We start from the raw sequence: 25629 nt of genomic DNA, 5'->3' as shown, positions 1-25629 counted from the left end.
GCTTATCATGGGCGGATGACTTCCGTACGCCTGACCTGCGCGCTGGCGCTGCTGCTGCCATTGGCCGCCTGCACCACCGCGCCCGCCCCTTCCGCCTCCGCTCCCACCGCTGTCGCTGCGGCTGCGCCGCCGAAGCTGCTGCTGATCTCGATCGACGGCCTGCGCGCCGATGCTCTGGACCGCGGCCTGACCCCGAACCTGCAGCGCCTGATCGACGGCGGCGTGCGTGCACGCTGGATGACCCCGTCCTATCCGTCGCTGACCTTCCCCAACCACTACACCATCGTCACCGGCCTGCGCCCGGACCACCACGGCATCGTCAACAACAGCATGGACGATGAAGCACTGGGCCGGTTCGAGCTGAGCAACCGTGAGGCGGTCACCACCAGCGGCTGGTGGGGCGGCGAACCGATCTGGGTCGGCGCCGAGAACGCCGGGGTGCGTTCGGCCACCACCTCGTGGCCGGGCAGTGAATCGGAAATCCGTGGTGTGCGCCCAAGCCAATGGCGCGTGTACGACGGCAAGGAACCACTGGAGCAGCGCGCCGGCATCGTGCTGGACTGGCTTGCACAGACCGATGCCGATGCCCCCCGCCTGACCACGCTGTACATGGAGCACGTGGACAAGGCCGGCCACAACTACGGCCCCGAATCGAAGCAGTACGCCGACGCCATCGTGCGCGCCGACCAGATCATCGGCCAGGTACTCGACGGCCTGCAGCAGCGCGGCCTGGCCGCGACCACCAACGTGATCGTGGTCTCCGACCATGGCATGGCCAGCGTCCCGGTCGGCCAGGTGATCTCCACCGAATCAATGGTCGACCCGGCCATCGCGCGCAACGTCAACCAGGGCCAGTCGGTGGGTTTTGCGCCGTTGGCCGGTCACGAAGCCGCCGCCGAGCGCGCCCTGCTCGGTCGTCACGACCGGTATGAGTGCTGGAAGAAAGAGAATCTGCCGGCGCGCCTGCACTACGGCACCCACCCGCGCATTCCCGCCATTGTCTGCATGATGGATGAAGGCTGGGATGCCCTGCACCAGGAGAAGATCGCCAAGCGAGACCATCAGGATCGTGGCTCGCATGGCTACGACAATGCCCTGCCCTCCATGCGCGCGGTATTCGTGGCCAGCGGCCCGTCGTTCCGCCAAGGCCTGGTGATCGATGGCTTCGACAATGTCGACGTCTACCCGCTGCTGGCCGACCTGCTGCAGGTGCCGGCTGCACCGAACGACGGCAATCCGGAAACGCTGAAGAAAACCCTGCGCTGATCCGGTTGTAGAGCCGAGCCCACGCTCGGCTCGCCGGACAGGCATAAAAAAACGCGGCGCCAGGCGCCGCGTTTTTCGTTGAACCGGTCCAGGCCGGATCAGGCCTTGGCGACGGCCTTCTTCGCCACAGCCTTCTTCGCCGGAGCCTTGGCCACGGTCTTCTTGGCAACCGGAGCGGCGGCGCCTACGGCGACCTTGCTCGCGGTGTGCGAACGGGCGTTGCCGTAGCTGGCGTTGTAGCGCTTGCCCTTGGCGGTCTTGCGGTCACCCTTACCCATGTCTTCAACTCCTCAAATGTGAAATCTGGTTACCCCGTACTGACACGGGTTCGGCGGGGCCGCCTTGCTGGGCGCCCCCGCGCACGATCGAAAATCCTATCACGGAGCGCCTAGTGCGCGCAGCTGGCGTCGTGCACGTGACCGTGGTTGAGGCGCAGGTTGACCAGATGGGCGACCCCCACCAGCAGGCCGCCGATGGTCATCACCACCGCGTGTGGCACCGCATTGTGGTGCAGCGGGTCGTACAGCACGCCGGCCCACAACGCGACCAGGCCGGGAATCAGGAAGCCCAGCGCACGCAGCGCACCGTGCCGGCGGTAGCCCCAGACCAGGCTGAACAATCCGAGCAGGGTGACGAACACCACCAGCGCCTGTTCCACCCCATCGCTCAGCCAGAACGACAGGCCCAGCGACGGCGCCGCCGCCAGCAGCACGGGGATCACCGCGCAGTGCACCGCGCACAGCATCGAACCGGTGGCGCCGAAACGGTCTAGCAGGTGGCGCAGGCGTGAGGACAGGGACATGACTTCCAGCAGGGTCGGCGAATCGTTATGGAATAATATAACATCTGTTCCCGACCCGCACGGTTTCCCTCCCCCTGTCCCGCTGACGGGATACGTGCGCCCAGCGATTGATACACTGTAACAAAGGACCCGCTCCATGCCCGCCCACACCCCGCGGTTGAAGCCGCATTCCCTCGCTCTGGCCCTCGCCGCCCTGCTGCCTTCGGTTGCCTTTGCCGCCGGCGATGACAGCGCTCATCGTGACCGCCACCTGACCGAACTGTCGTCGGTGCAGGTGACTGCGTCGCCGCTGCAGGGCGATGCCGAATCGCTGGCGCGCCCGGTAGAGGTGCTGGCCGGCGAACGCCTGGACGAGCAGAAGGCCGGCACCCTCGGCGATACCGTGGCCAAGCTGCCGGGCGTGCAGAGCACGTTCTTCGGCCCCGGCGTCGGCCGCCCGATCATCCGCGGCCAGGAAGGCCCGCGCGTGGCCGTGCTGTCCAATGGCATGGGCAACATGGATGCCTCCACCGTCAGCGCCGACCATGCGACCAGCATCGAGCCGTTCCTGGCCGACCAGATCGAAGTACTGAAGGGCCCGGCCACGCTGCTGTTCGGCAGTGGCGCCATCGGTGGCGCGGTCAATGTGGTGGATGGCCGCATCGCCCGCGAGCTGCCGGAGCGCCCGCTCAGCGGCCGCGCCGAGCTGCGCGGCAATTCGGTGAACAACGAGCGCAGCGGCATGTTCCGCCTCGATGGCGTCAGCGGCAATGTCGTGCTGCATATGGACGGCCTGGTGCGCAATGGGGACGACTACCGCATTCCCGGCTATGCAGTGATCGACAGCCTTGAAGACCATCACGATCACGACCATGACCACGCGGGCGAAGAAGGCGAAGAACCGCGCCGCGGCCGCCTCGACAACAGCTCCATCCGCACCCGCGCCGGCGGCGTCGGCGCGACCTGGCTGGGCGACGGCGGCTACTTCGGCGTATCGGCCAGCACCTACCGCACCAACTACGGCATTCCCAATGGCGCGCACGTGCATGCCGATGGCGATGATCATGGCCATGACCACGGCCACGACCATGGTGATGAAGAGGAAGGCGGCGACGAGCATGACGTGCGCATCGACATGGTGCAGAACCGCTTCGAGACCAAGGCCGGCATCTACAACCCGGTCTCGTTCCTGAAGAACATCAATGCACGCGTGGCCTACACCGACTACGAGCACGTGGAGCTGGAAGCCGGCACGCCGTCCACCCGCTTCACCAACCGTGGCATCGAGGCGCGCCTGGAAGCGGTGCAGCAGCAGATCGGTGGCTGGGACGGCGCGTTCGGCCTGCAGTTCGGCAACAGTGATTTCGGTGCCAAGGGCGAAGAGGCGTTCGTTCCGGATACCGGCACCAAGAACATCGGACTGTTCGTACTGCAGGAAAAGCAGTTCGGCCCGTTCAAGCTGGAGCTGGGCGGCCGCCACGACCAGGTCAAGCTGGACCCGACCGGTGACTATCGCCGCCGCACCTTCGGCGCCACCAACCTGTCTGCGGCCGGCATCTGGAAGCTCAACGATGCCGTTGACCTGCGCATCGGCGTGGACAGCTCCGAGCGTGCACCGACCAACGAAGAGCTGTATGCCGCCGGCGCGCACATCGCCACCCGCTCGCTGGAAATCGGCGACGCCAACCTGAAGACCGAGCGCGGCCAGCGCGTGGAACTGGGTATCCACACCCACAGCGAACGCCTGGACTTCTCCGCGTCGGTCTACCAGACCAGGTTCAAGGACTTCATCTACCTGGCCGACACCGGCGTTACCGAGGGTCTGCCGGTCCGCGCCTGGACGCAGCAGGATGCGGTGTTCCGCGGTGCCGAAGCCGAAGCGCTGGTGCACCTGTTCGAAGGCGGCGCCGGTGATTGGGATCTGCGCGTGTTCGGCGACTACGTGAAGGCCAAGCTGGATGGCAGCGGCAGCCGCAACCTGGACATCGCCGTGCCGCATGGCGACCACAACCACAACTACAGCGTGGAGCTGGCCAACACCGGCTACCTGCCGCGCATCGCCCCGGCCCGCGTCGGCGCCGACCTGCGCTGGTCGAAGGACGGCTGGCGCGCCTCGGTCGGTGCGGTCCGCTACAGCCGCCAGAAGGATGTCGCCCAGAACGAAGCGCCGAGCGACGGCTACACCCTGGTCGACGCGCATCTGGCCTACCGCTGGGATCGCAACGCGAGCAACAGCTACGAAGTGTTCCTGGATGGCAGCAACCTGACCAACCGCGAAGTGCGCCCGCATACCTCGCTGCTGCGTGATTACTCGCCGCTGCCGGGCCGTGGTGTCGCATTCGGCATCCGCGCGTTCTTCTGATCGCGTAGTGGAGTCGGATCCCATTCCAGAGGAATGGGTTCTGACCCCAGCCTCAGCCCACGCATGGCGTGGATCCAATGCAAGCAGATCCGATGGGGGCCTTCTGGCCCCCATCTCTTTATGGAGCATCCATCACGCATTCGTCACAAAGATGTGCGTACCACAACAAGCGGACAATCCCGTCACTCAAAGTCTCGCCAATCGGACACTTTTGTCCGAAAATAATTCCATGACTGCCCAACGTGCCGATGCTGCTGCCCGCCGTGCCCTCATCCTCGACGCCGCCGATCATGTGTTCGGCCAACACGGTGTCACCGCCCCGCTGGACCTGGTGGTCGAACGCGCCCAGGTGGGCCGCGCCACCCTGTACCGCAACTTCCCCGACCGCACCGCGCTGATCCAGGCACTGCTGCAACGTACGGTCGACCGTATCCGGCGCCAGATCGAGCAGCTCGGCGACCGCGACGATGCCCTTTTCGAAGTGTTCGAGGGTATGGCCCAGCGCATCATCGATTCGCCGGCACTGGCCGATTACTGGCGTGCAGTCGATTCGGACGTGCCAGCCATGCGCACCGCGCGCGAGACCGTGCGCGATCTGCTGGAAGCACCGATCGCCCGTGCCAAGGCCGCCGGCCTGTGCCGTGCCGACCTGGAGAAGACGGACATTTCACTGATCTCGGGCATGCTGGGCGCAGCCCTGCGCGGCAAGACCCGCGACGAGCGTGCCCACCTGGCCGGGCGTGCCCTGCAGCTGCTGCGCGGGGGTCTCCAGGGAGCAACCAGCGAGGCCCGCTGATGGTCCAGCCGTATCTGAAGCCGGTTCCGGATTGGGAGGAGCACGAGAAGCCGACCATGCCCGGTTCGGCGTCGATGCCTTGGCACCCACCGTATCGACGTGTGGCCTATGCACTGGTGTCGCTGCTGGTGGCGATCACCGGTGGCCTCGGCAATGCGCTGGTCACCGCCAACCTGCCCTTCCTGCAGGGCCAGCTGGCACTGACCCCGACCCAGGGCAGCTGGCTGGTGGCGGCCTATGCAATGGTCAACGTCACGGCCAACCTGCTGGCCTTCAAGTTCCGCCAGCAGTACGGCATCCGCCTGTTCGCCGAGATCGGCCTGGGTCTGTACGCAGCACTGGCGGTGCTGCACCTGTTCGTTGGCAGCTTCGAGACCACGATGCTGACCCGTGCCGCCAGCGGCTTCGCTGGCGCCGCCTGTTCGACACTGGGCACGCTGTACATGCTGCAGGCGCTGCCACGCCGCTTCACCGGCAACCTGCTGGTGGTTGGCGTGGGCCTCTCGCAGCTGGCGGTGCCGATTGCCTGGATCGTCTCGCCAGGCCTGGTCGATACCGGCCAGTGGCACCAGCTGTATTCGTTCGAAGCCGGGCTCGCCCTGTGCGCGTTCGCGGCAGTGGTGGTGCTGAAGCTGCCGCCCGGCATCCAGGTGAAAGCCTTCGAGCCACTGGACTTCCTCACCTTCGCCCTGCTCGCACCGGCTGTCGCGCTGCTGGTGATCGTACTGGCGCAGGGCTACACGCGCTGGTGGCTCAACACACAGTGGCTGGGCTGGGCGCTGATCGCCTCCATCGCGCTGACCACCGTCGCACTGATCATCGAACACTACCGGCGCAATCCGCTGCTGCAGATCCGTTGGCTGTCGACACTGCCGGTACTGCATTTCATCGTCGGTGCCTTCCTGATCCGCTTCCTCACCACCGAGCAGTCCTACGGCGTGGTCAACCTGATGCGCACGCTGGGCATGGGACCTGACCAGATGCGGCCGCTGTTCGTGGTGATCCTGGCCGGGGTGATCGTCGGCATCGCCGGCGCTTCGCTGACCTTCGGCCCGAAACGGCTGATCGCCCAGCTGCTGATGGCGATCCTGCTGCTGGGCGCCGCCGCGTTCTTCGACCAGCACCGCACCAGCCTGGACCGGCCGCACGACTTCTACGCCAGCCAGTTCCTGGCCTCGATCGGTGCCGGCATGTTCATGGGCCCGTTGATCATGCTCGGCATTTCCGCGGCGCTGAAGCAGGGTGTGGACCACATGATCACCTTCCTGGTGACGCTGTCGATCACACAGACGCTGGGCGGCCTGGCCGGTTCGGCGGTGCTGGGTACCTTCCAGCTGCACCGCGAGCAGCTGTACTCCAGTGCATTGACCAGCCAGCTCGACCCGGCCGACCCGGTGGTGGCACAACGCCTGCGCCTCCAGCAGCAGCTGTACAGCGCACAGATCACCGACCCGGTGCTGCGCAGCGCGCAGGGCAGCGCGCAGCTGGCGCAGACCACGCGCCGCGAAGCCAACGTGCGAGGCTTCAATGACGTGTTCACGCTGAGCGGATGGCTGGCGATCGGCTTCCTGTGCTGGTTGCTGCTGCTGTCGCTGCGCACCGCCGTGCTCAAGCAATGGCGCAAGCGCCACCCCACTTCCCCCGCTGCGGTCACGCCGGCCGCGCCCCGCTGAGTCCTCCTCCATGCCTCCCGTCCCGCCCCGCCCCGACGACATCGACGCCGACAACGTCACTCCACCGCCGCCGACCGATGCGGCGCCTGCGCCCACGCCCGCGACACCGGCTGCCGCGCCGAAGTACCTCAAGCCCAGCGCGCGCAGCGTGGTGGTGATGGTGGTGGTGGCCTTGCTGGGCATTGCGCTGATCCTGCGCGCCTGGCACCTGTGGCCGTTCACCAGCAGCGTGATGGTGACCGACAACGCCTATGTGCGCGGGCAGATCACAGTGATGGCGCCACAGGTGAACGGCTACGTGACCGAAGTGCTGGTGAAGGACTTCCAGCACGTAAGGGAGGGCGATCCGCTGCTGCGCATCGATGACCGCATCTACACGCAGCGTGTCGCCCAGGCGCAGGCAACGCTGGACAGCGCACGTGCGGCACTGGCCAACTCGGACCAGTCGCAGGCACAGAATCGTGCGCAGATCGCTTCGGCGCACGCCACGCTGTCGGCCGGCCAGGCCGAGCTGCAGCGTTCGCGCAATGAATTGAAACGCTACGAGGAACTGGCTGCGCAGCAACTGGTGTCGGTCAACGACCGCGACAAGTTCCGCACCACCCAGGCCTCGGCACAGGCCAGCGTGCAGCAGTCGCAGGCGCAGATCCGCATCGCCGAGGAAACGCTGGTGTCGACCCAGGTGGCGCGCAAGAGCCTGGAGGCCCAGGTGGAAAGTGCACAGGCACAACTGGAACTGGCGCGCATCGACCTGGCCAACACGGTGATCCACGCACCGCGCGACGGCCAGATCAGCGAAGCCAGCGTGCGCGTGGGCCAGTACGTCGCCGCCGGTTCGCAGCTGCTGTTCCTGGTGCCTGACACGCTATGGGTGGTGGCCAACTACAAGGAAGGCCAGACCTGGGGCATGGCGATCGGTCAGCCGGCCACGTTCTCGGTGGACGCGTTCCAGGGCCAGGTGCTGCGCGGCCGCGTGCAGGAGATCGCACCCGCCACAGGTTCGGAGTTCAGCGTACTGCGCCCGGACAACGCCAGCGGCAACTTCACCAAGGTGGTGCAACGGCTGCCGGTGCGGATATCGATCAATGAAGGTCAGACGCTGGCCGCGCAGCTGCGGCCCGGCATGTCGGTGATCGTGCGGGTGGATACCCGGTCCAAGCCGATGGACTAGGGTGCAGGCTGCTGACTGCCTTCACCCCATTGATCCGCTACCGTTGCGGATCTGGATCAGGATCGCTGGAAGACGATGAAATTCGAGACACTGGCCAGGCGGGCGGCCAAGGACATGCTGGAAGCGGAAGATCTGATCGCCTTCGTGCAGGAGCACGGCGCCGAAGGTGGCGAGGAGATTGAGCGGCTGCGGATACTGCACGGTTGGCCGGATGATGGCCTGCTGGGCGATGGTAGCCGGGTCGTACCGTTCGGCGGCTGGGCCAAGGCCTGCACCGCCTGGGGACGCCAGGGCATTGAGGGCCTGCGCGATATGCTGGGTGACCCCCAGCTGGCAGTGTTCGCGCTCGGCACACTGGCCGATGTGGGTGGCCCCGCCGCCATTGCCATCCTGCTGGACTTTGCCGAACGCGCTGACTGGTCGCGTGCGGGCACACCGCGTGATCTGCCCTGCCAGGCGCTTTACTGCCTCAATACCGCGCTTTCGGGGAAGACCGGCGTTGAGGTTACACCCGGCATGCAGGCGTCGATGCTGCGTATCGCCAAGCTCATCTGGGACGCCAGGGTGCCCAATGTGCATTTCCTGGCGCAGGCACTGTATTTCGTGCGCCATGCCGACCCGGTACCAGCGCTCGCCTGGGTCGAGCAGTTGCGGGTGGACGACCCTGTACTGGTCGACGCACAGCGCAGCGCCCTGAAGCGTCTGAAAGAGCACGCCGCCCGGGACTGAGCGTGCAGCTCAGTCCGGGTACGCGCCGCGACTCAGCCCGCGCAGCGCGCGCAGAGGCCGTGCACTTCCAGGGTCTGCGCCTGCGGCTGGAAGCCCAGCTCCTTGGCGCGCTTCTCCAGCTGGGTGACGATCTCGCGGTCTTCCAGCTCCACAGCACTGTGGCAGCTGTTGCAGATCAGGAACGGCACCGAGTGCGCGGCACTGCTGGGATGGTGGCAGGCCACGAAGGCATTGACCGATTCCAGCTTGTGCACGAAGCCATTGGCCATCAGGAAGTCGAGCGCGCGGTAGACGGTGGGCGGGGCGTCAGCGCCCACGCCCTTGCCGTTGCGCACCCATTCCAGCAGCTCGTAGGCCTTGACCGGCTTGCCGGCCTCGGCGATCAGCTTCAGCACATTGGCGCGGATCGGGGTCAGGCGCAGCCCGCGTTCGCGCGAGACACGCTCGACCACCGCCACGAAATCCGATGCGTCGTGGACGTGGTGGTGCGGGGCGGTACAGGCAGTGGCGGTCTTGGCGGGCATGCGTGTTCTCCGGTTCGGGCCTGGCAAGGATGCCTCAGGCCGTTGCTACCTTGGTGATGGCCACATCAATGCGTTTCAAGGCCTGCTCGCGGCCGGCCAGGTAAACGGTATGGGAAATGTCAGGACTGACTTGGGTGCCGGTGATGGCCACGCGCAGCGGCTGGGCCACCTTGCCCATGCCGATTTCCAACGCTGCGGCCGCGTCGTGCAGGGCGACGCCCACCGACTCGGCGGTCCATTCCGGCAAGGCGGCCAGCAGCTCGCGGGCCTTGCCCAGCGCCACTTCGGCACCGGCCTTGAAGTGCTTGGCCACCGCCGCTTCGTCGTACTCGGTCAGCGGCTGGTACCAGACCACCGCCTTCTCGGCCATTTCCTTCAGGGTCTGCACGCGTTCACGCAGGGCGATCACCACATCCTCCGGGGCGGGGCCGGCGGCCACGTCCAGGCCCAGCTTCTGCAGCTGGTAGACCAGGTGCGGCACGATCGCGGCCACGTCCTCGGTCTTCAGGAAGTGCTGGTTGACCCAGCCCAGCTTGGCCATGTCCAGACGCGAGGCCTTGGAATTGCAGTCCTTCACGTCGAACAGGTCGATCAGCTCCTGGCGGCTGAACAGCTCCTGGTCACCGTGCGACCAGCCCAGGCGGGCCAGGTAGCTCAGCAGCGCGTCCGGCAGGTAGCCGGCGTCCTTGTACTGCATCACGTCGGCCGCGCCGGTGCGCTTGGACAGCTTGGCGCCCTGCTCGTCGAGGATCATCGGCATGTGGCCGAACTTCGGCACCGGCGCGCCGATGCTTTCGTACAGGTTGATCTGGCGCGGGGTGTTGTTGATGTGGTCGTCGCCGCGGATGACCTCGGTGATGCCCATGTCCCAGTCGTCCACCACCACCGCGAAGTTATAGGTGGGGTAGCCGTCCGGGCGGAAGATGACCATGTCATCCAGCTCGCTGTTGGCGATCTCGATGCGGCCCTTGATCAGGTCGTCGAACACCACCGTGCCTTGCAGCGGGTTCTTGAAGCGGATGACGCGGTTCGGGTCGTCCTTGCGCGGCAGGCCCAGTTCGCGTGCAGCGCCGTTGTAGCGCGGCTTCTCCTGCCTGGCCATGGCGGCCTCGCGCATCGCGTCCAGCTCTTCGCGGGTCTCATAGGCGTAGTACGCCTTGCCGTCGGCCACCAGCTGCTCGGCCACTTCCAGGTAACGGGCGACGCGGTCGGTCTGGTAGATCGGGCCTTCGTCATAGTCCAGGCCCAGCCACTCCATCGCCTCCAGGATCGCGTCGATCGCGCCCTGGGTGCTGCGTTCACGGTCGGTGTCCTCGATGCGCAGCACGAACTCGCCGCCACGGTGGCGGGCCTCCAGCCAGCAGTACAGCGCGGTGCGGGCACCGCCGATGTGCAGGTAACCGGTGGGGCTGGGGGCGAAGCGGGTGCGGCAGGTCATGGACGGCTCGAGGAACGGGAATCCCCCGATTTTACCAGCCCACCGCCCCCGACGGAAAAAGGGGACGGAGGGGATTAAGTCGCGATTGCCCAGCTCCTGGGGCTGCGACCGGGAAACGGAGGGGAGAAACGACTTAATCCCCTCCGTCCCCTTTTACGGTTCTACCTTGCGCGGGAAGGACTGCTCGCGCATCGCGGCGTTGTAGGCGAACGAGGCGACGATGGCCGCGGCCTGCTTCAGGTCTTCCGGTTCGGCGTGGTCCCAGGTGTCCAGGTGGCTGTGGTGGACGTTGGTGAAGTAGTCCAGCCGGTCCTGGATGAACTGGAAGCCCGGCAGGCCGATGCGGTCGAAGCTGATGTGGTCGGTGCTGCCGGTGTTGCGGGTGGCCACGGTGGTGGCGCCGACGTCATGGAACGGGGCCAGCCAGGCTTCGAAGATCGGCATCGCCGCCAGGTTTTCCTGTGCATAGATGCCACGGAAGCGGCCCGAGCCGTTGTCCATGTTGAAGTAGACCTGGAACTTGCCGTAGTCGCGGGTCTTCTGCAGCGCGCCGGTCGGCTCGCGCAGCGAGGCCGGCAGCGCCTTCTGCGCCGGATCGGTGGGTTCCGGGAAACGGCCGAAGTGCTTGGCCACATAGGCCTGCGAGCCGATCAGGCCCTGCTCCTCGCCGCTCCACAGCGCCACGCGGATGGTGCGCTTGGGCTTGGCGCCGGTGGCCTTGAGGATGCGCATCGCTTCCATCATCACCGCCACGCCGGCCGCGTTGTCGGCCGCACCGGTACCACTGTGCCAGGAATCCAGGTGCGCGCCGATCATCACCACTTCATCGGGCCTGCTGCTGCCGCGGATCTCGGCCAGCGTGTTGTAACCCGGCTGGTCGGCCTCGTCGGTGAAGCGCGCAGCCACATCCACGCGCAGGCGCACGGTCTGCTTGGCCTCCAGCGCGCGCACCAGCGGATTGAAGTGTTCGCTGATCATCGCCAGTTCGGGGATGCCCACCGATTCACCGGCCTTGCGCGAGCCGCCACCGGCAACGCGGATGATGCCGTTGTCCCAGCTGCTGATGCTGATCGAGGCCAGCGCGCCTTCTTCCACGAAGAACGCATTGACCTTGGTCGCCAGCTGCTGGCGTTCCTGGTATTCCTTGACCCGCTTCGCACGCTCGGCGGTGGCGTCCTTGTCCTTGGGCAGGGTGAACTCCTGCAGGCCCTCCAGCGAGGTGGCGTCGTGGCGGTGCGAATCCGCCTCGGTGCCGCGCTTGTACTCGCGCGCCTCGCCCAGCAGCAGGATCTTGCCGCGCAGCTTGCCGCGGTACTTCTCGATGTCCTCGGGCTTCTTGATCTCGACCTGCACCAGCTCGCCTTCAACCGGGCCCTTGGTACCAGGGGTCCAGGCCTTGGGCAGCGCATGCAGCGGCTGCACGCGGTCACCGAGCATCTCTACGCTGGCCGAAGTGAACTCCCAGCCACGCCCGAAGTCGTCGAAGGCTTCGTCGTGGACGTTGTCCAGCTTCCATTCGTTGAACTTGCCACGCGTCCACGCATTGGCGCGGCCCATCGCCGGCGAGTTGGTCAGGCGCGGACCGATGCGTTCGGTGAGGTAGCTGAAGGTGTCCATCACCTGCGAACGGTGGAAGGCCTCCTGGCGGATGCGGCTGACCATGTCCAGGTCCACCGGCTCGCGCTGCTGCGCGCCTGCATTGCCACCCATCGCCAGCGCTGCGGCCAGCATGCCCCACTTCAACACATCGCACCCCTGCCCTTCGGCTCGATCATCAACCCATCGAGTCTAGCCAGCAGGGGCGCGCGGATACCGTCCCATCGGTCATGGACAGCGACAGTAGATCCACGCCATGCGTGGATGAACAACCGAATCATCCACTCCATCCCAGCCACAACTGCGCCCGCTCGGGCAGCAGCAGCAACCAGTGCCGCCGGTCGATGCTGCTGCAGCCGTACACCGCCGCGTGTGCCGGCCAGCCATCCGGAAGGCCGCCGATACCTATCTCGGCCAGCGCCTCCGCCCCGGCCTTCCATGGCCGGTAGCGCGGCACCCTGCCGGCCAGCGCACCGCGTCCCTGCCGTGCGCCCTGCAGCCAGGCCAGTCCCTGGCCCTGCAGTCCCTCGCAGGTCGCCGCCGCCAGCTGGAAGCGGACCAGGCCGGGGGCGATCCGTGCCCCCGGCAGGGCCGCCAGCACGCCATGTGCCTGCAGCAGCGCATCCACTTCCAGCAGGGCCGGAATGCCCTGCCGTGCCCGTTGCCGCAATCCCTGGCGCCAGCTCATGGCGTGCTCCTTACTTCAGTTCCGCGCCAAGCGCGTACCAGTCCACCCGGCGGGTCACCCACATCGCCAGCGCCAGGATCACGAACAGCAGCAGTGAACCCATCAGCAGCGCGTTGTTCTCCGACACCAGCAGGCCATACAGCGCGCCATACAACACGGTCAGCAGCGCAGCGAAGCCGAGGCCGCGCTTCCAGTGGCCCAGCACGTTGGCCAGGTACACCGCCTGTAGGCCGATACAGGCCACCGCCGAGACCAGGTAGGCCTTCCAGAACGCGATGTGCTCGGACAGGCTGATCAGCAGCAGGAAGAAGATCGCCAGCGCCAGGCCCACCATGAGGTACTGCAGCGGGTGGATGCGCAGCGACCTGATCAGCTCGAACAGGATGAAGCCGACGAAGGTGAGCAGCACGAACAGCACGCCGTATTTCGAGGCACGGTCGGCCTGGGTGTAGGCATCGACCGGATCAACCAGTGACACCGTCACCGCCTGCGACTCGACCGCACCATCATTGCGCAGCTGTCGCTGTGCATCGGAGGCCAGCGAAGACACCGCCCAGCGCGCATCGAAGCCCTGTGCGTCGACGCGACGCTCGTTGGGCAGGAACGCACCGCTGAATGACGGATGCGGCCAGCTCGAACGCAGTGCGATCTTGGTGTCATCGCCCACCGGCACCACCGACAGCATGCGGCTGCCATCCAGGCGCAGCTCGAGTTCGACGGTGCTGGCAGCCAGCGTGCCGCCATGGTCTTCGGCGAATCCGGCCACCGGTGCGTGCAGGCCTCGCCCCACCTCGCTGGCCGCACCAACGCCAGGCAGCAGGCGCAGCTGCTTGCCATCCACGCGCAGGTTCGGCGTACCGACCAGGCCACGCACATCGGAAATGCCCACCGCCACATACGGCTGGCCATAGCTGCGGCCGGCCTTCACCGGATAGTCGTCTGCAGCGAACGTCGCCTTCATCTGGCCGTTCCAGCTGTACACCGGCACCTTGAACAGGCCGACCTCACGCTGGCTCGGCAGCATCTCGCCGCCCACCTCCAGCGACGCCGGCATCTGCAGCCAGTGCCCCTCGGTGACCTGCACCTCGGTCTTCTTGACGCCCAGCGGGTCGACCAGTTCAACCTGCTTGCGTTCCACCCACGGCACCACCCGCACCGGGCCCACCAGCTGCTGTGCACCGGCGCGGCTGTCGGCCACCCGTGAGAAGGCCTCGTCGCGGTACGCGCTACGTTCGTTGATGACCCCGCGGATCATCGTCAGCGGCACCAGCAGCAGCAGGATCAGCCCGCCGACAATGGCGAACCGCAGCAGCATCTTCAGGGATTTCATGGTCCATCCTCGTTGGAGAGGGCTGCAGGATGGACCGCCGCGGTGAGCAGGGTTTGTGGCGAATTTGAAGCGAGTGTGAAGTCAGCGGCGCGGGCGCTGGCCTGGCACACCCAAAGGCAGCCACAGGCTGGCCACGGTGCCGCCGCCCTCGCGGATATCCACGCTGGCACGCCCATCATGCAGGCGCGCGACCTCCTGCACGAACGGCAGGCCCAGGCCGGAGCTGCGCCGCCCGCTGCCGGGGCGGGCCAACGAATAGAAGCGCTCGAACACCCGCTCACGCGCGTAGTCGGGAATGCCGGCGCCACGGTCGGCCACCTGCAGGCGCACGCCCTGCCCGTCCACCTCGGCCTGCAGCGCGATCTCCGCGCCGGCCGGCGAGAAGGCAATCGCGTTGTCGATCAGGTTGTGCAGTGCCTGCCGCAGCAGGTAGGCGTCGCCCTGCACCCGCAGGTCGGGCACGCTGCCGATGCGGACCTGCACGCCGGCCGCCTGCGCGCGCACCTGCGCGGCCGCCGCCGCATCGGCCAGCAATGCCGGCAGCGCGATCGGGTCACGCGTCTGCAGCCAGCCGTGCTGTTCCACTTCGGCCAGCGCCAGCAGCTTGTCGATGGTCTCGGTCAGCCGCTCCTGCTGGTCGACGATGCTGCGGGCGAAATGCACGCGATCGGCCTCCGGCAATGGCTCCTGCAGCAGCTCGGCGGCACCGCGGATCGCCGCCAGCGGGCTCTTCATCTCGTGCGTCAGCGACTGCACGTACTGCTCGACGTAGGCCTTGCCTTCGAGCTTCTGGCGCATCGTTTCCAGCGCCTGGCCGAGATCGCCGATCTCGTCGCGGCGGCGCCGTGGTGGTGGCACCGGTTCGCCCGCGCTGACCGCGCGTGCATAGCGGCTGAGCTGGCCGAGGCCGGTGGTCAGCCACATCGTCACCAGCACGCCGACCAGCGCCGACAGCCCGATCAGCCACGCACCACGCTCGATGATGGCGCGCTGGCTGGCAGCGATGAACGGATCGATGCTGCGGTTCGGCTGGGCCAGGCTGAGCACGCCGATCAGCGTGCGGCCGTCGGCCGGGTCATATACCGGCGCCGCCACATGCATCACCGTATCGCCCTCTTCGCCGGCAATCTCGGGGCTGGAACGCGCGCCGTACTCACCGCGCAGGGTGCGGTAGACATCGTTCCAGCGCGAATTGTCGCGGCCCAGGTCACGACCCAGCGAGTCGTAAATGACGATGCCCTTGGCATCGGTGATGGTCACCCGGTAATCCAGCGAGCGCTTGGGGAAACGCCAGACCATTGCCTTCAGGTCGCGCTGCCGCGCCTTGGCCAGGTTGCGGGTGAAGCTGCCGCTGCGGATGGTGCCGTCCTTGACGTCGGCGGCGGCCATCTCGGCCAGCACGTTGGCCGCATCGACCAGGGTCGATTCCATCGCCTGGCGCACACCGGGCTTCACCTCGTTGACGAACACGCGCATCACGAAGAACGCGGCGATGCCGGTGATCAGGAAGAAGCCGAGGAACAGCTTCAGTACCAGGCGCATCGGCTAGACCTCCAGCGCGTAGCCGAGGCCACGGTGGGTGCGGATCGGGTCGTCGCTGGCACCGGCCGCGCGCAGCTTGGCGCGCAGCGTCTTGACGTGGGTGTCGACGGTGCGGTCGGCACTGTCGGCACTGCTGTCCCAGCCCCGGTCCATCAGCTGCGCGCGGCTGAGGATGGCACCCGGGCGCTGCAGCAGCGCTTCCAGCAGTGCGTACTCATAGCGGGTCAGGTCCAGCGCATGGCCGCGGAAGCGGATGCGCCGGCCCTCGCGGTCAATGGCGAACGCGCCATGCTCCTGCCAGCCCGCATCGGCGCTGGGCGCTGCGACGACCGGCGCCGCACGGCGCAGGCGTGCACGCACCCGTGCGACCAGCTCGCGCGGCGAGAACGGCTTGGTCATGTAGTCGTCGGCGCCCAGCTCCAGGCCGAGCACGCGGTCCACTTCGTCGTTGCGCGCGGTCAGGAAGATCACCGGCAGCTGCGCCGCCGGCCCCGGCTGCGCACGCAGCCGCCGGCAGACCTCGAAGCCGCCAAGATCGGGCAGGCCCACGTCCAGCACCAGCACATCGATATCGCCGGCCTGCAGCCGCTGCAGGGCCTCACCGCCCAACAGGCAGTGACTGGCGGCATAGCCCTCGCTGCGCAGCGCATAGAGCACGGTTTCGGCGATGGCGGCTTCGTCCTCGACCACCAGGACATGGGCAACAGGAGCTGTCATGGCGCGCAGCATAGCCGCTGCGGCCGCCGCCCCGTACACTGCCGCCCATGAACTATCGCCACGCCTTCCATGCCGGCAACCACGCCGATGTGCTCAAGCACATCGTGCAGCTGGCCCTGATCGACAGCTTCAAGCGCAAGGACAGCCCGTTCTTTGTGCTCGACACCCACGGCGGCGCCGGCCGCTACCTGCTGGCCAGCGAAGAGAGCCGCAAGACCCTCGAGGCTGAATCCGGGATCATGCGGCTGATGGCCCAGCCCAAGCTGCCGGAGGTGGTCGAGCGCTATCTGAAGGCGGTGCAGGCCGATAATCCGGTGGGCGCCCTGACCAACTACCCGGGCTCGCCGCTGCTGAGCGCGCAGGCGATGCGCGCGCAGGACCGCATGGCGGTCTGTGAGCTGCAGGAAGCCGAAACGGCCACGCTGAAGGCCCTGTTCGCCCATGACAGCCGCGTCGACGTGCGGGCGGGCGATGGCTATGCGCTGCTGCGCTCGCTGCTGCCGCCGAAGTTCAACGGCAGCAAGATCGGCCGCGGCCTGGTGCTGATCGACCCGCCCTACGAGGCCCAGGACGCCGAATACCAGGCCGTCCTGGCCGCGCTGGCCGAGACCCTGGCGCGCTGGCCGCAGGCTACCTGCGCGGTGTGGTTCCCGATCAAGCAGCGCCGCACCATCCTGCACTTCCTGCGCAAGGCCACCGCCCTGCCGGTGAAATCGGCGATGACGATCGAGTTCCTGGTGCGGCCGGACGACTCGCCGCTGCGCCTCAACGGCAGCGGCATGCTGCTGCTCAACCCGCCCTGGCAGTTCGACCGGGTGGTCGGCCCGGCCCTGCCGGCGCTGCGCCAGCACCTGGGTGAACCCGGTGCCAGCACCCGCCTGGATTGGCTCAAAGCCCCCGAATAACGGCCTTCACGAGGCTGTACCGCTGTGAGCCTTTCGTTCACGGAATGCAGCCCCGGTGATGCCACAATCGATGGACCACCAAGGAATCACCCGGTATGGCCACTCGCAACCGCATGCCGCCCTGGCATGAGATCTTCAAGGCTCCCAGCGGCCACGAGCTGCTGATCCGCCCCATCCGCCCGGAAGATGGCGCGCCGCTGCAAGCGGCGTTCAGCCTGTTCGGGCCGGAAGAAATCCGTGATCGTTTCCTGCAGGCGGTGACCGAGCTGTCGCCGGAAACCACCCAGCGCCTGACCCACCCGAATCCCAAGACCGAGATCACCCTGGTCGCAGCCGAATCCCTGCCCGCTGGCGAAGCGGTGGTCGGCGCGGTCGCCCGGGCCTCGATCATCCCCGGTACCCGTGAAGCCGAGTACGCGATCCTGATCAGCCGCTTCCTCATTGGCCAGGGCCTCGGCCGGCAGCTGATGCGCAAGCTGGTGAAGTGGGGCCGCGGCAAGTACCTGGACCGTCTTTACGGCGACGTTGCCGCCGAGAACGAGCCGATGAAGCAGCTGGCCGCCTCGCTGGGCTTCAAGCCGGTCCCGCACCCGACCGGTGCCGAAGGCCTGGTGCGGATGGTGCTGGAGCTGGACAACTGATGGATGCGCCGGGCATCGCCCGGCGCGTCATTCCGGTAGTGCCGGCCGCTGGCCGGCATTGCGTTCCCCCAACCGCACATGAGGCGGCCGGCCAACGGCCGGCACGACTCGCCGGGCTTCGATCGGGCTTCTGCTAAAATCCGGGGTCCATGTCGCGTACCTCATACCCCGCCCCGCCGCTGCCGCGCGCCGGCCAGCTCCGCGCCTGGTGGCGCGCCCCCGCATCGCCGACCGCCCTGGCCTGGTATCTGGCCCAGGCCGCGCGTGCGCACGACGCCCCGCTGCTGGTGATCGCCCGTGACAACCACGGAGCCAACCAGCTTGAAGCCGACCTGCAGACCCTGCTCGGCGGCGATCCGGCCCTGCCGGTGGTGGCCTTCCCGGACTGGGAAACCCTGCCCTACGACCGCTTCAGCCCGCATCCGGACATCATTTCGCAGCGCCTGTCCGCCCTGCACCGCCTGCCCACGCTGAAGCGCGGCCTGGTGATCGTGCCGGTGCAGACCCTGCTGCAGCAGCTGGCCCCGCGCAGCTACGTGATCGGTGGCAGCTTCGACCTGAAGGTCGGCCAGCGCCTGGATCTGGAAGCCGAGAAGCGTCGCCTGGAAAGTGCTGGTTACCGCAACGTGCCGCAGGTGATGGACCCGGGTGACTTCGCCGTGCGCGGCGGCCTGCTCGATGTGTTCCCGATGGGCGCCGACGAGCCGCTGCGGGTGGAGCTGCTGGACGAGGACATCGACTCGATCCGTGCCTTCGACCCGGAAAGCCAGCGCTCGCTCGACAAGGTCGAGGCGGTGCACATGCTGCCGGGCCGCGAAGTACCGATGGACGAAGCCAGCATCGCCCGCGTGCTGGCCACGCTGCGCGAACGCTTCGATGTCGATACCCGGCGCAGCGCGCTGTACCAGGATCTGAAGTCCGGGCTGGCCCCGGCCGGCGTCGAGTACTACCTGCCGCTGTTCTTCGAACGCACCGCGACCCTGTTCGACTACCTGCCCGACGGCAGCCTGCCGGTGGTCTGCGCCGGTGCCGGCGAAGCCGCCGAGGCGTTCTGGGCGCAGACCGGCGAGCGTTACGAGCAGCGCCGCCACGATGTGGAACGGCCGCTGCTGCCGCCGTCGGCGCTGTATCTGTCGCCGGAACTACTGCGCGAGCGTCTGAACGATGCCCCGCGCATCGAAGTGTGGTCGGCTGACCACGCGCGCATCGCCGATGCCCATGCGTTGGGCGACCAGCCGCTGCCGCCGCTGCCGGTGGCCGCGCGCGAGGCCCCCACTGGCGACGCGCTGAAATCCTTCCTCGGCCATTATCCGGGCCGGGTGCTGATTGCCGCCGATTCGCCCGGGCGTCGCGAGGCGCTGCTGGAAGTGTTGCAGGCCGCCGAGCTGAAGCCGCCGGTGGTGGCCGACTTGCCCAGCTTCCTCGCCGACGATGCGCGCTTCGCGATCGCGGTGGCGCCGCTGGAGGATGGCTTCGCACTGGACGATCCGCGCATCGCGGTGCTGACCGAGCGCCAGCTGTTCCCCGAGCGCGCCGGCAGCACCCGCCGCACGCGCCGTGCCGGCCGCGAGCCGGAAGCGATCATCCGCGACCTCGGTGAACTGACCGAGGGTGCGCCGATCGTGCACGAGGATCATGGCGTCGGCCGCTACCGCGGCCTGATTGCGATGGACGTCGGCGGCATGCCCGGCGAGTTCCTGGAAATCGAATACGCCAAGGGCGACCGCCTGTATGTGCCGGTCGCCCAGCTGCACCTGATCAGCCGCTACTCCGGTGCTTCGGCGGAAACCGCGCCGCTGCATTCGCTGGGCGGCGAACAGTGGAGCAAGGCCAAGCGCAAGGCCGCCGAGAAGGTGCGCGACGTGGCTGCAGAGCTGCTGGAGATCCAGGCCCGCCGCCAGGCCCGTGCTGGCCTGGCGCTGCAGGTAGACCGCGCGATGTACGAACCGTTCGCGGCCGGTTTCCCGTTCGAGGAAACCCCGGACCAGCTGGCCGCGATCGACGCCACCCTGCGCGACCTGGCCAGCAGCCAGCCGATGGACCGCGTGGTCTGCGGCGACGTAGGCTTCGGCAAGACCGAGGTGGCGGTGCGTGCGGCATTCGCCGCCGCCAGTGCCGGCAAGCAGGTGGCCGTGCTGGTGCCGACCACGCTGCTGGCCGAACAGCATTACCGCAACTTCCGCGACCGTTTCGCCGATTACCCGCTGAAGGTCGAGGTGCTGTCGCGCTTCAAGACCACCAAGGAAATCAAGGCCGAGCTGGAAAAGGTCGCCGCCGGCACCATCGACGTCATCGTCGGTACCCATCGCCTGCTGCAGCCGGACGTGAAGTTCAAGGACCTGGGCATGGTCATCGTCGACGAGGAGCAGCGTTTCGGCGTACGCCAGAAGGAAGCACTGAAGGCGCTGCGCGCCAACGTGCACCTGCTCACACTGACCGCCACGCCGATTCCGCGCACGCTGAACATGGCCATGGCCGGCCTGCGCGACCTGTCGATCATCGCCACGCCGCCGCCGAACCGGCTGGCGGTGCAGACCTTCATCACCCAGTGGGACAATGCGCTGCTGCGCGAAGCCTTCCAGCGCGAGCTGGCGCGTGGTGGCCAGCTGTACTTCCTGCACAACGACGTGGAAAGCATCGGCCGCATGCAGCGCGAGCTGTCCGAGCTGGTGCCGGAGGCGCGCATCGGCATCGCCCACGGGCAGATGCCCGAGCGCGAGCTGGAAAAGGTGATGCTTGATTTCCAGAAGCAGCGCTTCAACGTACTGCTGTCGACCACGATCATCGAATCGGGCATCGACATCCCCAACGCCAACACCATCATCATCAACCGCGCCGACCGCTTCGGCCTGGCCCAGCTGCACCAGCTGCGTGGCCGCGTCGGTCGTTCGCACCACCGCGCCTACGCCTACCTGGTGGCGCCCGACCGCCGCTCGATCACCCCGGATGCGGAAAAGCGCCTGGAAGCGATCGCGTCGATGGACGAGCTCGGTGCCGGCTTCACCCTGGCCACGCACGATCTGGAAATCCGCGGTGCCGGTGAACTGCTGGGCGAGGACCAGAGCGGGCAGATGGCCGAGGTCGGCTTCAGCCTCTACACCGAGCTGCTGGAGCGCGCGGTGCGCAGCATCAAGCAGGGCAAACTGCCCGACCTGGATGCCGGCGAGGAAGTGCGCGGTGCCGAGGTCGAGCTGCATGTGCCGGCGCTGATTCCGGAAGACTACCTGCCGGACGTGCACACCCGCCTGACCCTGTACAAGCGCATTTCCAGCGCGCGCGACAGTGATGCGCTGCGCGAACTGCAGGTGGAGATGATCGACCGCTTCGGCCTGCTGCCGGATGCGGCCAAGCACCTGTTCGCCATCGCCGAGCTGAAGCTGAAGGCCAATACGCTGGGCATCCGCAAGCTGGACCTGGGCGAGAACGGTGGCCGCATCGTGTTCGAGTCCAAGCCGAACATCGATCCGATGGCGGTGTTCCAGCTGATCCAGAAACAACCCAATCTCTACGCCATGGAAGGGCCTGACAAGCTGCGCATCAAGCACCCGCTGCCGTTGCCGGAAGACCGCTTCAATGCGGCCCGCGCCCTTCTGACCACCCTCGCCCCGGGTTGATCGCCCCCGAATACCCCGCACCGGTCCCCACCCGGTGCGGGCGGATGACCATGTTTCCTGACGCCGTACCCGCCCCCGACCTGCTGCACGCGCAGGCCTGCCTGATCGATGCCCTCTCGATGTCGCTGCAGATGCGCGACGCCTACACCCGCCACCACTGCGATCGCGTCGGACTGCTCGCGCAGCGCCTGGCCGCACGCTGCGATCTCGACGATGAAGCCTGCGCGCAGATCGGCCTGGCCGCCCGTTTCCACGACATCGGCAAGATCGGCATTCCCGACGATGTGCTGCTGGCCCCACGCCGGCATACCGACGAGGAGCGCGCGATCATGCGCGAGCATCCGGTGCGTGGCGAGCACATTTTCATGGCCACCGGCCGCAGCGATGCCGTACCGGTGGCACGGCTGATCCGCACCCATCACGAGGCCTTCGATGGCAGTGGCTATCCCGATGGCCTGCGCGGCGAAGACATTCCACTCGGTGCACGCATCGTCACCATCGCCGATGCCTACGACGCGATGACCAGCGTGCGTCCCTACCGCACCGCGATGGAGCACGAAAAGGTGCTGCGGATCATTGACGAGCAATCCGGCGGCCTGATCGATCCCTACGTGCTGCAGCGCTTCCATCGCATGCTGGCGCAGGAGCCGGCGCTGGCCTGAGACGGGCATGGCCCGGCGCTACCGATCAGACAAACAAAAGGCCCGGCGTTCGCCGGGCCTTCTGCATCACGCATCACCTGCGATCGGTTACCAGATCACCACGCGCTTGTCGTCGGCACGCACCATCGCGTCGCCGGCCTTGCACTGGAACGCAGCGGCATACGACGGCATGTTCGACGGCGCGCCGTTGGCACGGAAGTTGGCCGGCGCGTGCGGGTCGGTGTTCAGGCGGACGCGCAGCTCACCGTCGGTGAAGTTGCGGCGCCACACGGTAGCCCAGTTCATGAAGAAGCGCTGGTCCTGGCTGTGACCATCGACTTCGACATTCGCCTTCGGATCTTCCTTCAGCGCCATCTGCAACGCGTCGTAGGCCACGGTCAAGCCGCCCAGGTCGCCGATGTTCTCGCCCAGGGTCAGCTTGCCCTTCACGAACACGCCCGGCACCGATTCATAGCCATCGAACTGCGCGACCAGCTGGTCGGTACGTTCGGTGAAGGCCTTGCGGTCGGCGTCGGTCCACCAGTTGTCGAAGTTGCCGTTGGCAGCGAACTGGCTGCCCGAGTCGTCGTAGCCGTGCATCATCTCGTGGCCGATGACCGCACCGATGCCGCCGTAGTTCAGCGCCGGATCGGCCTTGGCGTCGAAGAACGGTGCCTGCAGGATCGCCGCCGGGAACACGATCTCGTTCTTGGTGGCGTTGTAGTAGGCATTGACGGTCTGCGGGGTCATGCCCCACTCGGTCTTGTCCACCGGCTTGCCGATCTTGTCCAGCATGTAGCGGTAATTGAACGCACGCGCCGCCTGCATGTTGCCCAGGTAGCTGTCGCCGTTGGTCTGCAGGCCCGCCCAGTCACGCCACTTGTCCGGGTAACCGATCTTCGGGGTGAAGCTGGCCCACTTCTCCAGGGCCTTCTTCTTGGTTTCTTCGCCCATCCACGGCAGCTGCTCCAGGCGCGCCTTCAGCGCCTGCGACAGGTTTTCCACCAGGTGCTGCATGGCCACCTTGGATTCGGCTGGGAACACGGCGTCGACGTACAGCTGGCCCAGGGCTTCGCCCATGCCACCGTTGACCGACTCCAGCACACGCTTCCAGCGCGGCTGCATTTCCTTCTGGCCACGCAGGGTGGTGCCGTAGAAATCGAAGTTGGCCTTCTCGAACTGGCTGCTCAGGTACGGCGAGGCGTCGTCGATGGTGTGGAAGCGCAGGTAGGCCTGCCAGGTGCTGGGCATGGTATCGGCCAGCATCTTGTCCATTTCACTGAAGAAGCCCGGCTGGGCCAGCGAGAACTTCTGCGCGGCCGGCACCTTCAGGGTGTCGAACAGCGCGGTCCAGCTGAAGTTCGGGGTCAGCTTGTCGGCGTCGGCGGCGCTGAGCGGGTTGTAGCGCTTGGCCGGGTCACGCATTTCGATGCGCGACATCGAGGCCTTGGCCAGGCGGGTTTCAAAGGCCATCACGGCCTTGGCCTGCTCGGCGGCCCGTGCCGCGTCCACGCCGGACAGGGTCAGCACCTGTGCGATGTAGGCCACGTAGGCATCGCGGATCTTGGCCTGCGCATCGTCGAAGTAGTAGCCCTTCTCCGGCAGGCCCAGGCCGCCCTGGCCGACGTAGGCGATGACGTTGGCCGAATCCTTGTAGTCGGCATTGGCGAACAGCGAGAACAGCACGCCCTTGCCCTCGGCCTGGCTGTCGCGCAGGTACTGGGTGATGGCGGCGGTGTCGTTCAGCGCGGTGATCTTGTCCAGCTGCGGCTGCAGCGGCGCCAGGCCGGCGGCTTCAATCTTGGCCTCGTCGTTACCGGTCTTCCAGATGTCACCGATCTTGGCTTCCACCGAGCCGGCCTTGGCCTGGCTGGCGGCGGCCTGCTGCACCAGCGTGTGCTGCACTTCCAGCGAACGCTCGCGCAGGATCTCGAAGCTGCCCCAGGTGGTCTGGTCGCCCGGCACCGGGTTGGCCTTCAGCCACTTGCTGTTGACGAAGCCATTGAGGTCGGTACAGGCCGAAATGGCCGGATCCAGGTCGGCGCTGTTGAGCGAGATCAGCGGCGTCTTGATCTGCGACAGGTCGAAGGCCGGCTTGGCGTCGGCGCTGGCCGCCGGCGCGGTTTCATTCTTGCCACAGGCCGCCAGTGAGGCAGCGATGGCGATGGTCAGGCCCAGCGGGACCAGGTTGCGGACGTTCATGAGGCTCTCCTGCGGGTAATTTCACAGGGTAGCCGGGGAGGCCTGCGGTGGGACCGGCCAAAGGTCACAGGACGCGCTTATGTAGAGTCGAGCCATGCTCGACTGCTCTCCGTTCCGGGTTTATTGTCCTTGCGGCAAGAGGCCAACAGCAGTCGAGCATGGCTCGACTCTACAAAAAGCGAAGGCCGGCTTGCGCCGGCCTTCTGTTTTATTTCGCCTTGCCCTGGTTGGCCACGGCTTCAGCGGCCTTGCGCGCTGCTTCCGGGTCGCCCAGGTAGCGGAACGACTTCACCGTCAGGTCGTCGTTCAGTTCGAACAGCAGCGGGATGCCGGTCGGGATGTTCAGCTCGAGGATTTCCTCGCGCGAGACGTTGTTGAGGTACTTGTACAGCGCGCGCAGCGAATTGCCGTGGGCGGTGACCAGCACGGTCTTGCCGTCCTTCAGCTGCGGCGCGATGGCGTCGTGCCAGTACGGCAGCACGCGGTCCAGCGTGGTGGCCAGCGATTCGGTGCCCGGCAGTGCGTTGCGGTCCAGGCCAGCGTAGCGGCGGTCATGGATCGGGTGGCCCGGATCTTCCAGGTCCATCGCCGGCGGCGGGATATCGTACGAACGACGCCACACCTTGACCTGGTCCTCGCCGTGCTTGGCGGCGGTCTCGGCCTTGTCCAGGCCCTGCAGGCCGCCGTAATGGCGTTCGTTGAGGCGCCAGGACTTGTTCACCGGCAGCCAGTCCTGTTCCAGCTCGGCCAGTGCACCCTGCAGGGTGTGGATGGCACGCTTGAGTACGGAAGTGTGGGCAACGTCGAACTGCAGGCCTTCCTCGCGCATCAGGCGACCCGCGGCAGCCGCTTCCCGGCGCCCCTGCTCGGTCAGGTCGACATCGACCCAGCCGGTGAAGCGGTTGTCCAGGTTCCACTGGCTCTGGCCATGGCGCAACAGTACGAGTTTACGGGTCACTGCAGGGTCTCCAACGCGAGGAAAGGCAGGCCGCCATTGTAGCCCCGGGCGCCGC

The 25629-nt window shown here is 67.0% G+C and carries 21 protein-coding genes; 10 read left to right on the top strand and 11 right to left on the bottom strand.

All coding sequences use genetic code 11. The annotated features are described in order from the left end of the window. Positions 1 to 15: 15 nt before the first annotated feature. Positions 16 to 1266 carry an alkaline phosphatase family protein gene (locus ACZK4Z_RS06585; RefSeq protein WP_293799430.1) on the top strand — a complete coding sequence of 417 codons (1251 nt, stop codon included), beginning with the start codon at positions 16 to 18 and terminating at the stop codon, positions 1264 to 1266. 98 nt (positions 1267 to 1364) lie between these two features. Here the strand turns inward: ACZK4Z_RS06585 and ACZK4Z_RS06580 are convergent, their stop codons facing one another. Continuing rightward, the gene (locus ACZK4Z_RS06580) at positions 1365 to 1544 is read right to left on the bottom strand and encodes a 30S ribosomal protein THX (RefSeq protein ID WP_004150462.1); all 180 of its coding nucleotides are present in this window, start codon (positions 1542 to 1544) and stop codon (positions 1365 to 1367) included. Between the two features lie 110 nt (positions 1545 to 1654). After that, a complete protein-coding gene (locus ACZK4Z_RS06575) occupies positions 1655 to 2068 on the bottom strand; it encodes a MerC domain-containing protein (protein ID WP_008264835.1) in 414 nt (137 codons plus the stop codon). 136 nt (positions 2069 to 2204) lie between these two features. Here ACZK4Z_RS06575 and ACZK4Z_RS06570 point away from each other — a divergent pair, with 136 nt between their 5' ends. From ACZK4Z_RS06570 to ACZK4Z_RS06550, 5 genes are all read left to right on the top strand, one after another. Continuing rightward, a complete protein-coding gene (locus ACZK4Z_RS06570; protein WP_293799427.1) occupies positions 2205 to 4409 on the top strand; it encodes a TonB-dependent receptor in 2205 nt (734 codons plus the stop codon). Positions 4410 to 4638: 229 nt separating this feature from the next. Continuing rightward, entirely contained in the window at positions 4639 to 5205 is a 567-nt protein-coding gene (locus ACZK4Z_RS06565; RefSeq protein WP_293799425.1) for a TetR/AcrR family transcriptional regulator, read from the top strand. Further along, positions 5205 to 6878, top strand: coding sequence for an MFS transporter (locus ACZK4Z_RS06560; protein ID WP_293799423.1), 1674 nt, complete (start codon positions 5205 to 5207; stop codon positions 6876 to 6878). The genes ACZK4Z_RS06565 and ACZK4Z_RS06560 overlap by 1 nt, the downstream gene beginning before the upstream one ends. Before the next feature lie 10 nt (positions 6879 to 6888). Continuing rightward, complete coding sequence (locus ACZK4Z_RS06555; protein WP_125895777.1) at positions 6889 to 8049, top strand: HlyD family secretion protein; 1161 nt, start codon at positions 6889 to 6891, stop codon at positions 8047 to 8049. 114 nt (positions 8050 to 8163) lie between these two features. Then, positions 8164 to 8778 (top strand): hypothetical protein, encoded by a 615-nt coding sequence (locus ACZK4Z_RS06550; RefSeq protein WP_125895778.1) that lies wholly within the window; start codon positions 8164 to 8166, stop codon positions 8776 to 8778. 32 nt (positions 8779 to 8810) lie between these two features. On the opposite strand, the gene ACZK4Z_RS06545 is transcribed toward ACZK4Z_RS06550, so the two are convergent. From ACZK4Z_RS06545 to creB, 7 genes are all read right to left on the bottom strand, one after another. Then, a complete protein-coding gene (locus ACZK4Z_RS06545) occupies positions 8811 to 9302 on the bottom strand; it encodes a Fur family transcriptional regulator (RefSeq protein ID WP_004150412.1) in 492 nt (163 codons plus the stop codon). Positions 9303 to 9336: 34 nt separating this feature from the next. Next, a complete protein-coding gene (gene gltX, locus ACZK4Z_RS06540; protein ID WP_478451241.1) occupies positions 9337 to 10740 on the bottom strand; it encodes a glutamate--tRNA ligase in 1404 nt (467 codons plus the stop codon). 153 nt (positions 10741 to 10893) lie between these two features. Further along, complete coding sequence (locus ACZK4Z_RS06535) at positions 10894 to 12471, bottom strand: M20/M25/M40 family metallo-hydrolase (protein WP_121503870.1); 1578 nt, start codon at positions 12469 to 12471, stop codon at positions 10894 to 10896. 142 nt (positions 12472 to 12613) lie between these two features. Continuing rightward, positions 12614 to 13024: a hypothetical protein gene (locus ACZK4Z_RS06530; RefSeq protein ID WP_125895780.1), complete on the bottom strand. Its 411-nt coding sequence runs from the start codon at positions 13022 to 13024 to the stop codon at positions 12614 to 12616. A 10-nt stretch (positions 13025 to 13034) separates the two neighbouring features. Continuing rightward, positions 13035 to 14354, bottom strand: a complete 1320-nt coding sequence (creD, locus tag ACZK4Z_RS06525; protein WP_110711667.1) for a cell envelope integrity protein CreD — start codon at positions 14352 to 14354, stop codon at positions 13035 to 13037. Positions 14355 to 14435: 81 nt separating this feature from the next. Then, a complete protein-coding gene (gene creC / locus ACZK4Z_RS06520) occupies positions 14436 to 15896 on the bottom strand; it encodes a two-component system sensor histidine kinase CreC (RefSeq protein WP_125895781.1) in 1461 nt (486 codons plus the stop codon). Between the two features lie 3 nt (positions 15897 to 15899). Next, on the bottom strand, positions 15900 to 16625 hold the full coding sequence (gene creB, locus ACZK4Z_RS06515) for a two-component system response regulator CreB (protein WP_080355454.1): 726 nt from the start codon (positions 16623 to 16625) through the stop codon (positions 15900 to 15902). A 35-nt stretch (positions 16626 to 16660) separates the two neighbouring features. On the opposite strand from creB, the gene ACZK4Z_RS06510 reads away from it, so the two are divergent. From ACZK4Z_RS06510 to ACZK4Z_RS06495, 4 genes are all read left to right on the top strand, one after another. Beyond that, positions 16661 to 17518, top strand: a complete 858-nt coding sequence (locus ACZK4Z_RS06510; protein ID WP_024958156.1) for a 23S rRNA (adenine(2030)-N(6))-methyltransferase RlmJ — start codon at positions 16661 to 16663, stop codon at positions 17516 to 17518. Positions 17519 to 17613: 95 nt separating this feature from the next. Next, positions 17614 to 18159: a GNAT family N-acetyltransferase gene (locus tag ACZK4Z_RS06505; RefSeq protein ID WP_004150340.1), complete on the top strand. Its 546-nt coding sequence runs from the start codon at positions 17614 to 17616 to the stop codon at positions 18157 to 18159. Positions 18160 to 18308: 149 nt separating this feature from the next. Then, entirely contained in the window at positions 18309 to 21773 is a 3465-nt protein-coding gene (gene mfd / locus ACZK4Z_RS06500) for a transcription-repair coupling factor (protein ID WP_125894477.1), read from the top strand. A 44-nt stretch (positions 21774 to 21817) separates the two neighbouring features. Then, positions 21818 to 22435, top strand: coding sequence for an HD-GYP domain-containing protein (locus ACZK4Z_RS06495; RefSeq protein WP_046983231.1), 618 nt, complete (start codon positions 21818 to 21820; stop codon positions 22433 to 22435). Positions 22436 to 22522: 87 nt separating this feature from the next. On the opposite strand, the gene ACZK4Z_RS06490 is transcribed toward ACZK4Z_RS06495, so the two are convergent. Both ACZK4Z_RS06490 and gpmA read right to left on the bottom strand, forming a co-directional pair. Continuing rightward, positions 22523 to 24616 (bottom strand): M13 family metallopeptidase, encoded by a 2094-nt coding sequence (locus ACZK4Z_RS06490; protein ID WP_125894479.1) that lies wholly within the window; start codon positions 24614 to 24616, stop codon positions 22523 to 22525. 208 nt (positions 24617 to 24824) lie between these two features. Continuing rightward, positions 24825 to 25574 (bottom strand): 2,3-diphosphoglycerate-dependent phosphoglycerate mutase, encoded by a 750-nt coding sequence (gene gpmA, locus ACZK4Z_RS06485; protein ID WP_004150217.1) that lies wholly within the window; start codon positions 25572 to 25574, stop codon positions 24825 to 24827. Between the last annotated feature and the right edge of the window lie 55 nt (positions 25575 to 25629).

It is taken from the genome of Stenotrophomonas sp. 71799_Sma, from assembly GCF_056482505.1.
This window is presented reverse-complemented; position numbering and strand designations above follow the sequence as displayed.

Excerpts from the sequence above, each read along its gene's own strand:
- ACZK4Z_RS06580 (WP_004150462.1), bottom strand. The coding sequence starts at position 1,544 with ATGGGTAAGGGTGACCGCAAGACCGCCAAGGGCAAGCGCTACAACGCC.
- ACZK4Z_RS06575 (WP_008264835.1), bottom strand. The coding sequence starts at position 2,068 with ATGTCCCTGTCCTCACGCCTGCGCCACCTGCTAGACCGTTTCGGCGCC.
- ACZK4Z_RS06550 (WP_125895778.1), top strand. The coding sequence starts at position 8,164 with ATGCTGGAAGCGGAAGATCTGATCGCCTTCGTGCAGGAGCACGGCGCC.
- ACZK4Z_RS06560 (WP_293799423.1), top strand. The coding sequence starts at position 5,205 with ATGGTCCAGCCGTATCTGAAGCCGGTTCCGGATTGGGAGGAGCACGAG.
- ACZK4Z_RS06555 (WP_125895777.1), top strand. The coding sequence starts at position 6,889 with ATGCCTCCCGTCCCGCCCCGCCCCGACGACATCGACGCCGACAACGTC.
- ACZK4Z_RS06530 (WP_125895780.1), bottom strand. The coding sequence starts at position 13,024 with ATGAGCTGGCGCCAGGGATTGCGGCAACGGGCACGGCAGGGCATTCCG.
- gltX (WP_478451241.1), bottom strand. The coding sequence starts at position 10,740 with ATGACCTGCCGCACCCGCTTCGCCCCCAGCCCCACCGGTTACCTGCAC.
- ACZK4Z_RS06565 (WP_293799425.1), top strand. The coding sequence starts at position 4,639 with ATGACTGCCCAACGTGCCGATGCTGCTGCCCGCCGTGCCCTCATCCTC.
- ACZK4Z_RS06570 (WP_293799427.1), top strand. The coding sequence starts at position 2,205 with ATGCCCGCCCACACCCCGCGGTTGAAGCCGCATTCCCTCGCTCTGGCC.
- ACZK4Z_RS06490 (WP_125894479.1), bottom strand. The coding sequence starts at position 24,616 with ATGAACGTCCGCAACCTGGTCCCGCTGGGCCTGACCATCGCCATCGCT.
- ACZK4Z_RS06495 (WP_046983231.1), top strand. The coding sequence starts at position 21,818 with ATGACCATGTTTCCTGACGCCGTACCCGCCCCCGACCTGCTGCACGCG.
- ACZK4Z_RS06535 (WP_121503870.1), bottom strand. The coding sequence starts at position 12,471 with ATGCTGGCCGCAGCGCTGGCGATGGGTGGCAATGCAGGCGCGCAGCAG.
- ACZK4Z_RS06545 (WP_004150412.1), bottom strand. The coding sequence starts at position 9,302 with ATGCCCGCCAAGACCGCCACTGCCTGTACCGCCCCGCACCACCACGTC.
- ACZK4Z_RS06505 (WP_004150340.1), top strand. The coding sequence starts at position 17,614 with ATGGCCACTCGCAACCGCATGCCGCCCTGGCATGAGATCTTCAAGGCT.
- creB (WP_080355454.1), bottom strand. The coding sequence starts at position 16,625 with ATGCTGCGCGCCATGACAGCTCCTGTTGCCCATGTCCTGGTGGTCGAG.
- ACZK4Z_RS06585 (WP_293799430.1), top strand. The coding sequence starts at position 16 with ATGACTTCCGTACGCCTGACCTGCGCGCTGGCGCTGCTGCTGCCATTG.
- creD (WP_110711667.1), bottom strand. The coding sequence starts at position 14,354 with ATGAAATCCCTGAAGATGCTGCTGCGGTTCGCCATTGTCGGCGGGCTG.
- ACZK4Z_RS06510 (WP_024958156.1), top strand. The coding sequence starts at position 16,661 with ATGAACTATCGCCACGCCTTCCATGCCGGCAACCACGCCGATGTGCTC.
- creC (WP_125895781.1), bottom strand. The coding sequence starts at position 15,896 with ATGCGCCTGGTACTGAAGCTGTTCCTCGGCTTCTTCCTGATCACCGGC.
- mfd (WP_125894477.1), top strand. The coding sequence starts at position 18,309 with ATGTCGCGTACCTCATACCCCGCCCCGCCGCTGCCGCGCGCCGGCCAG.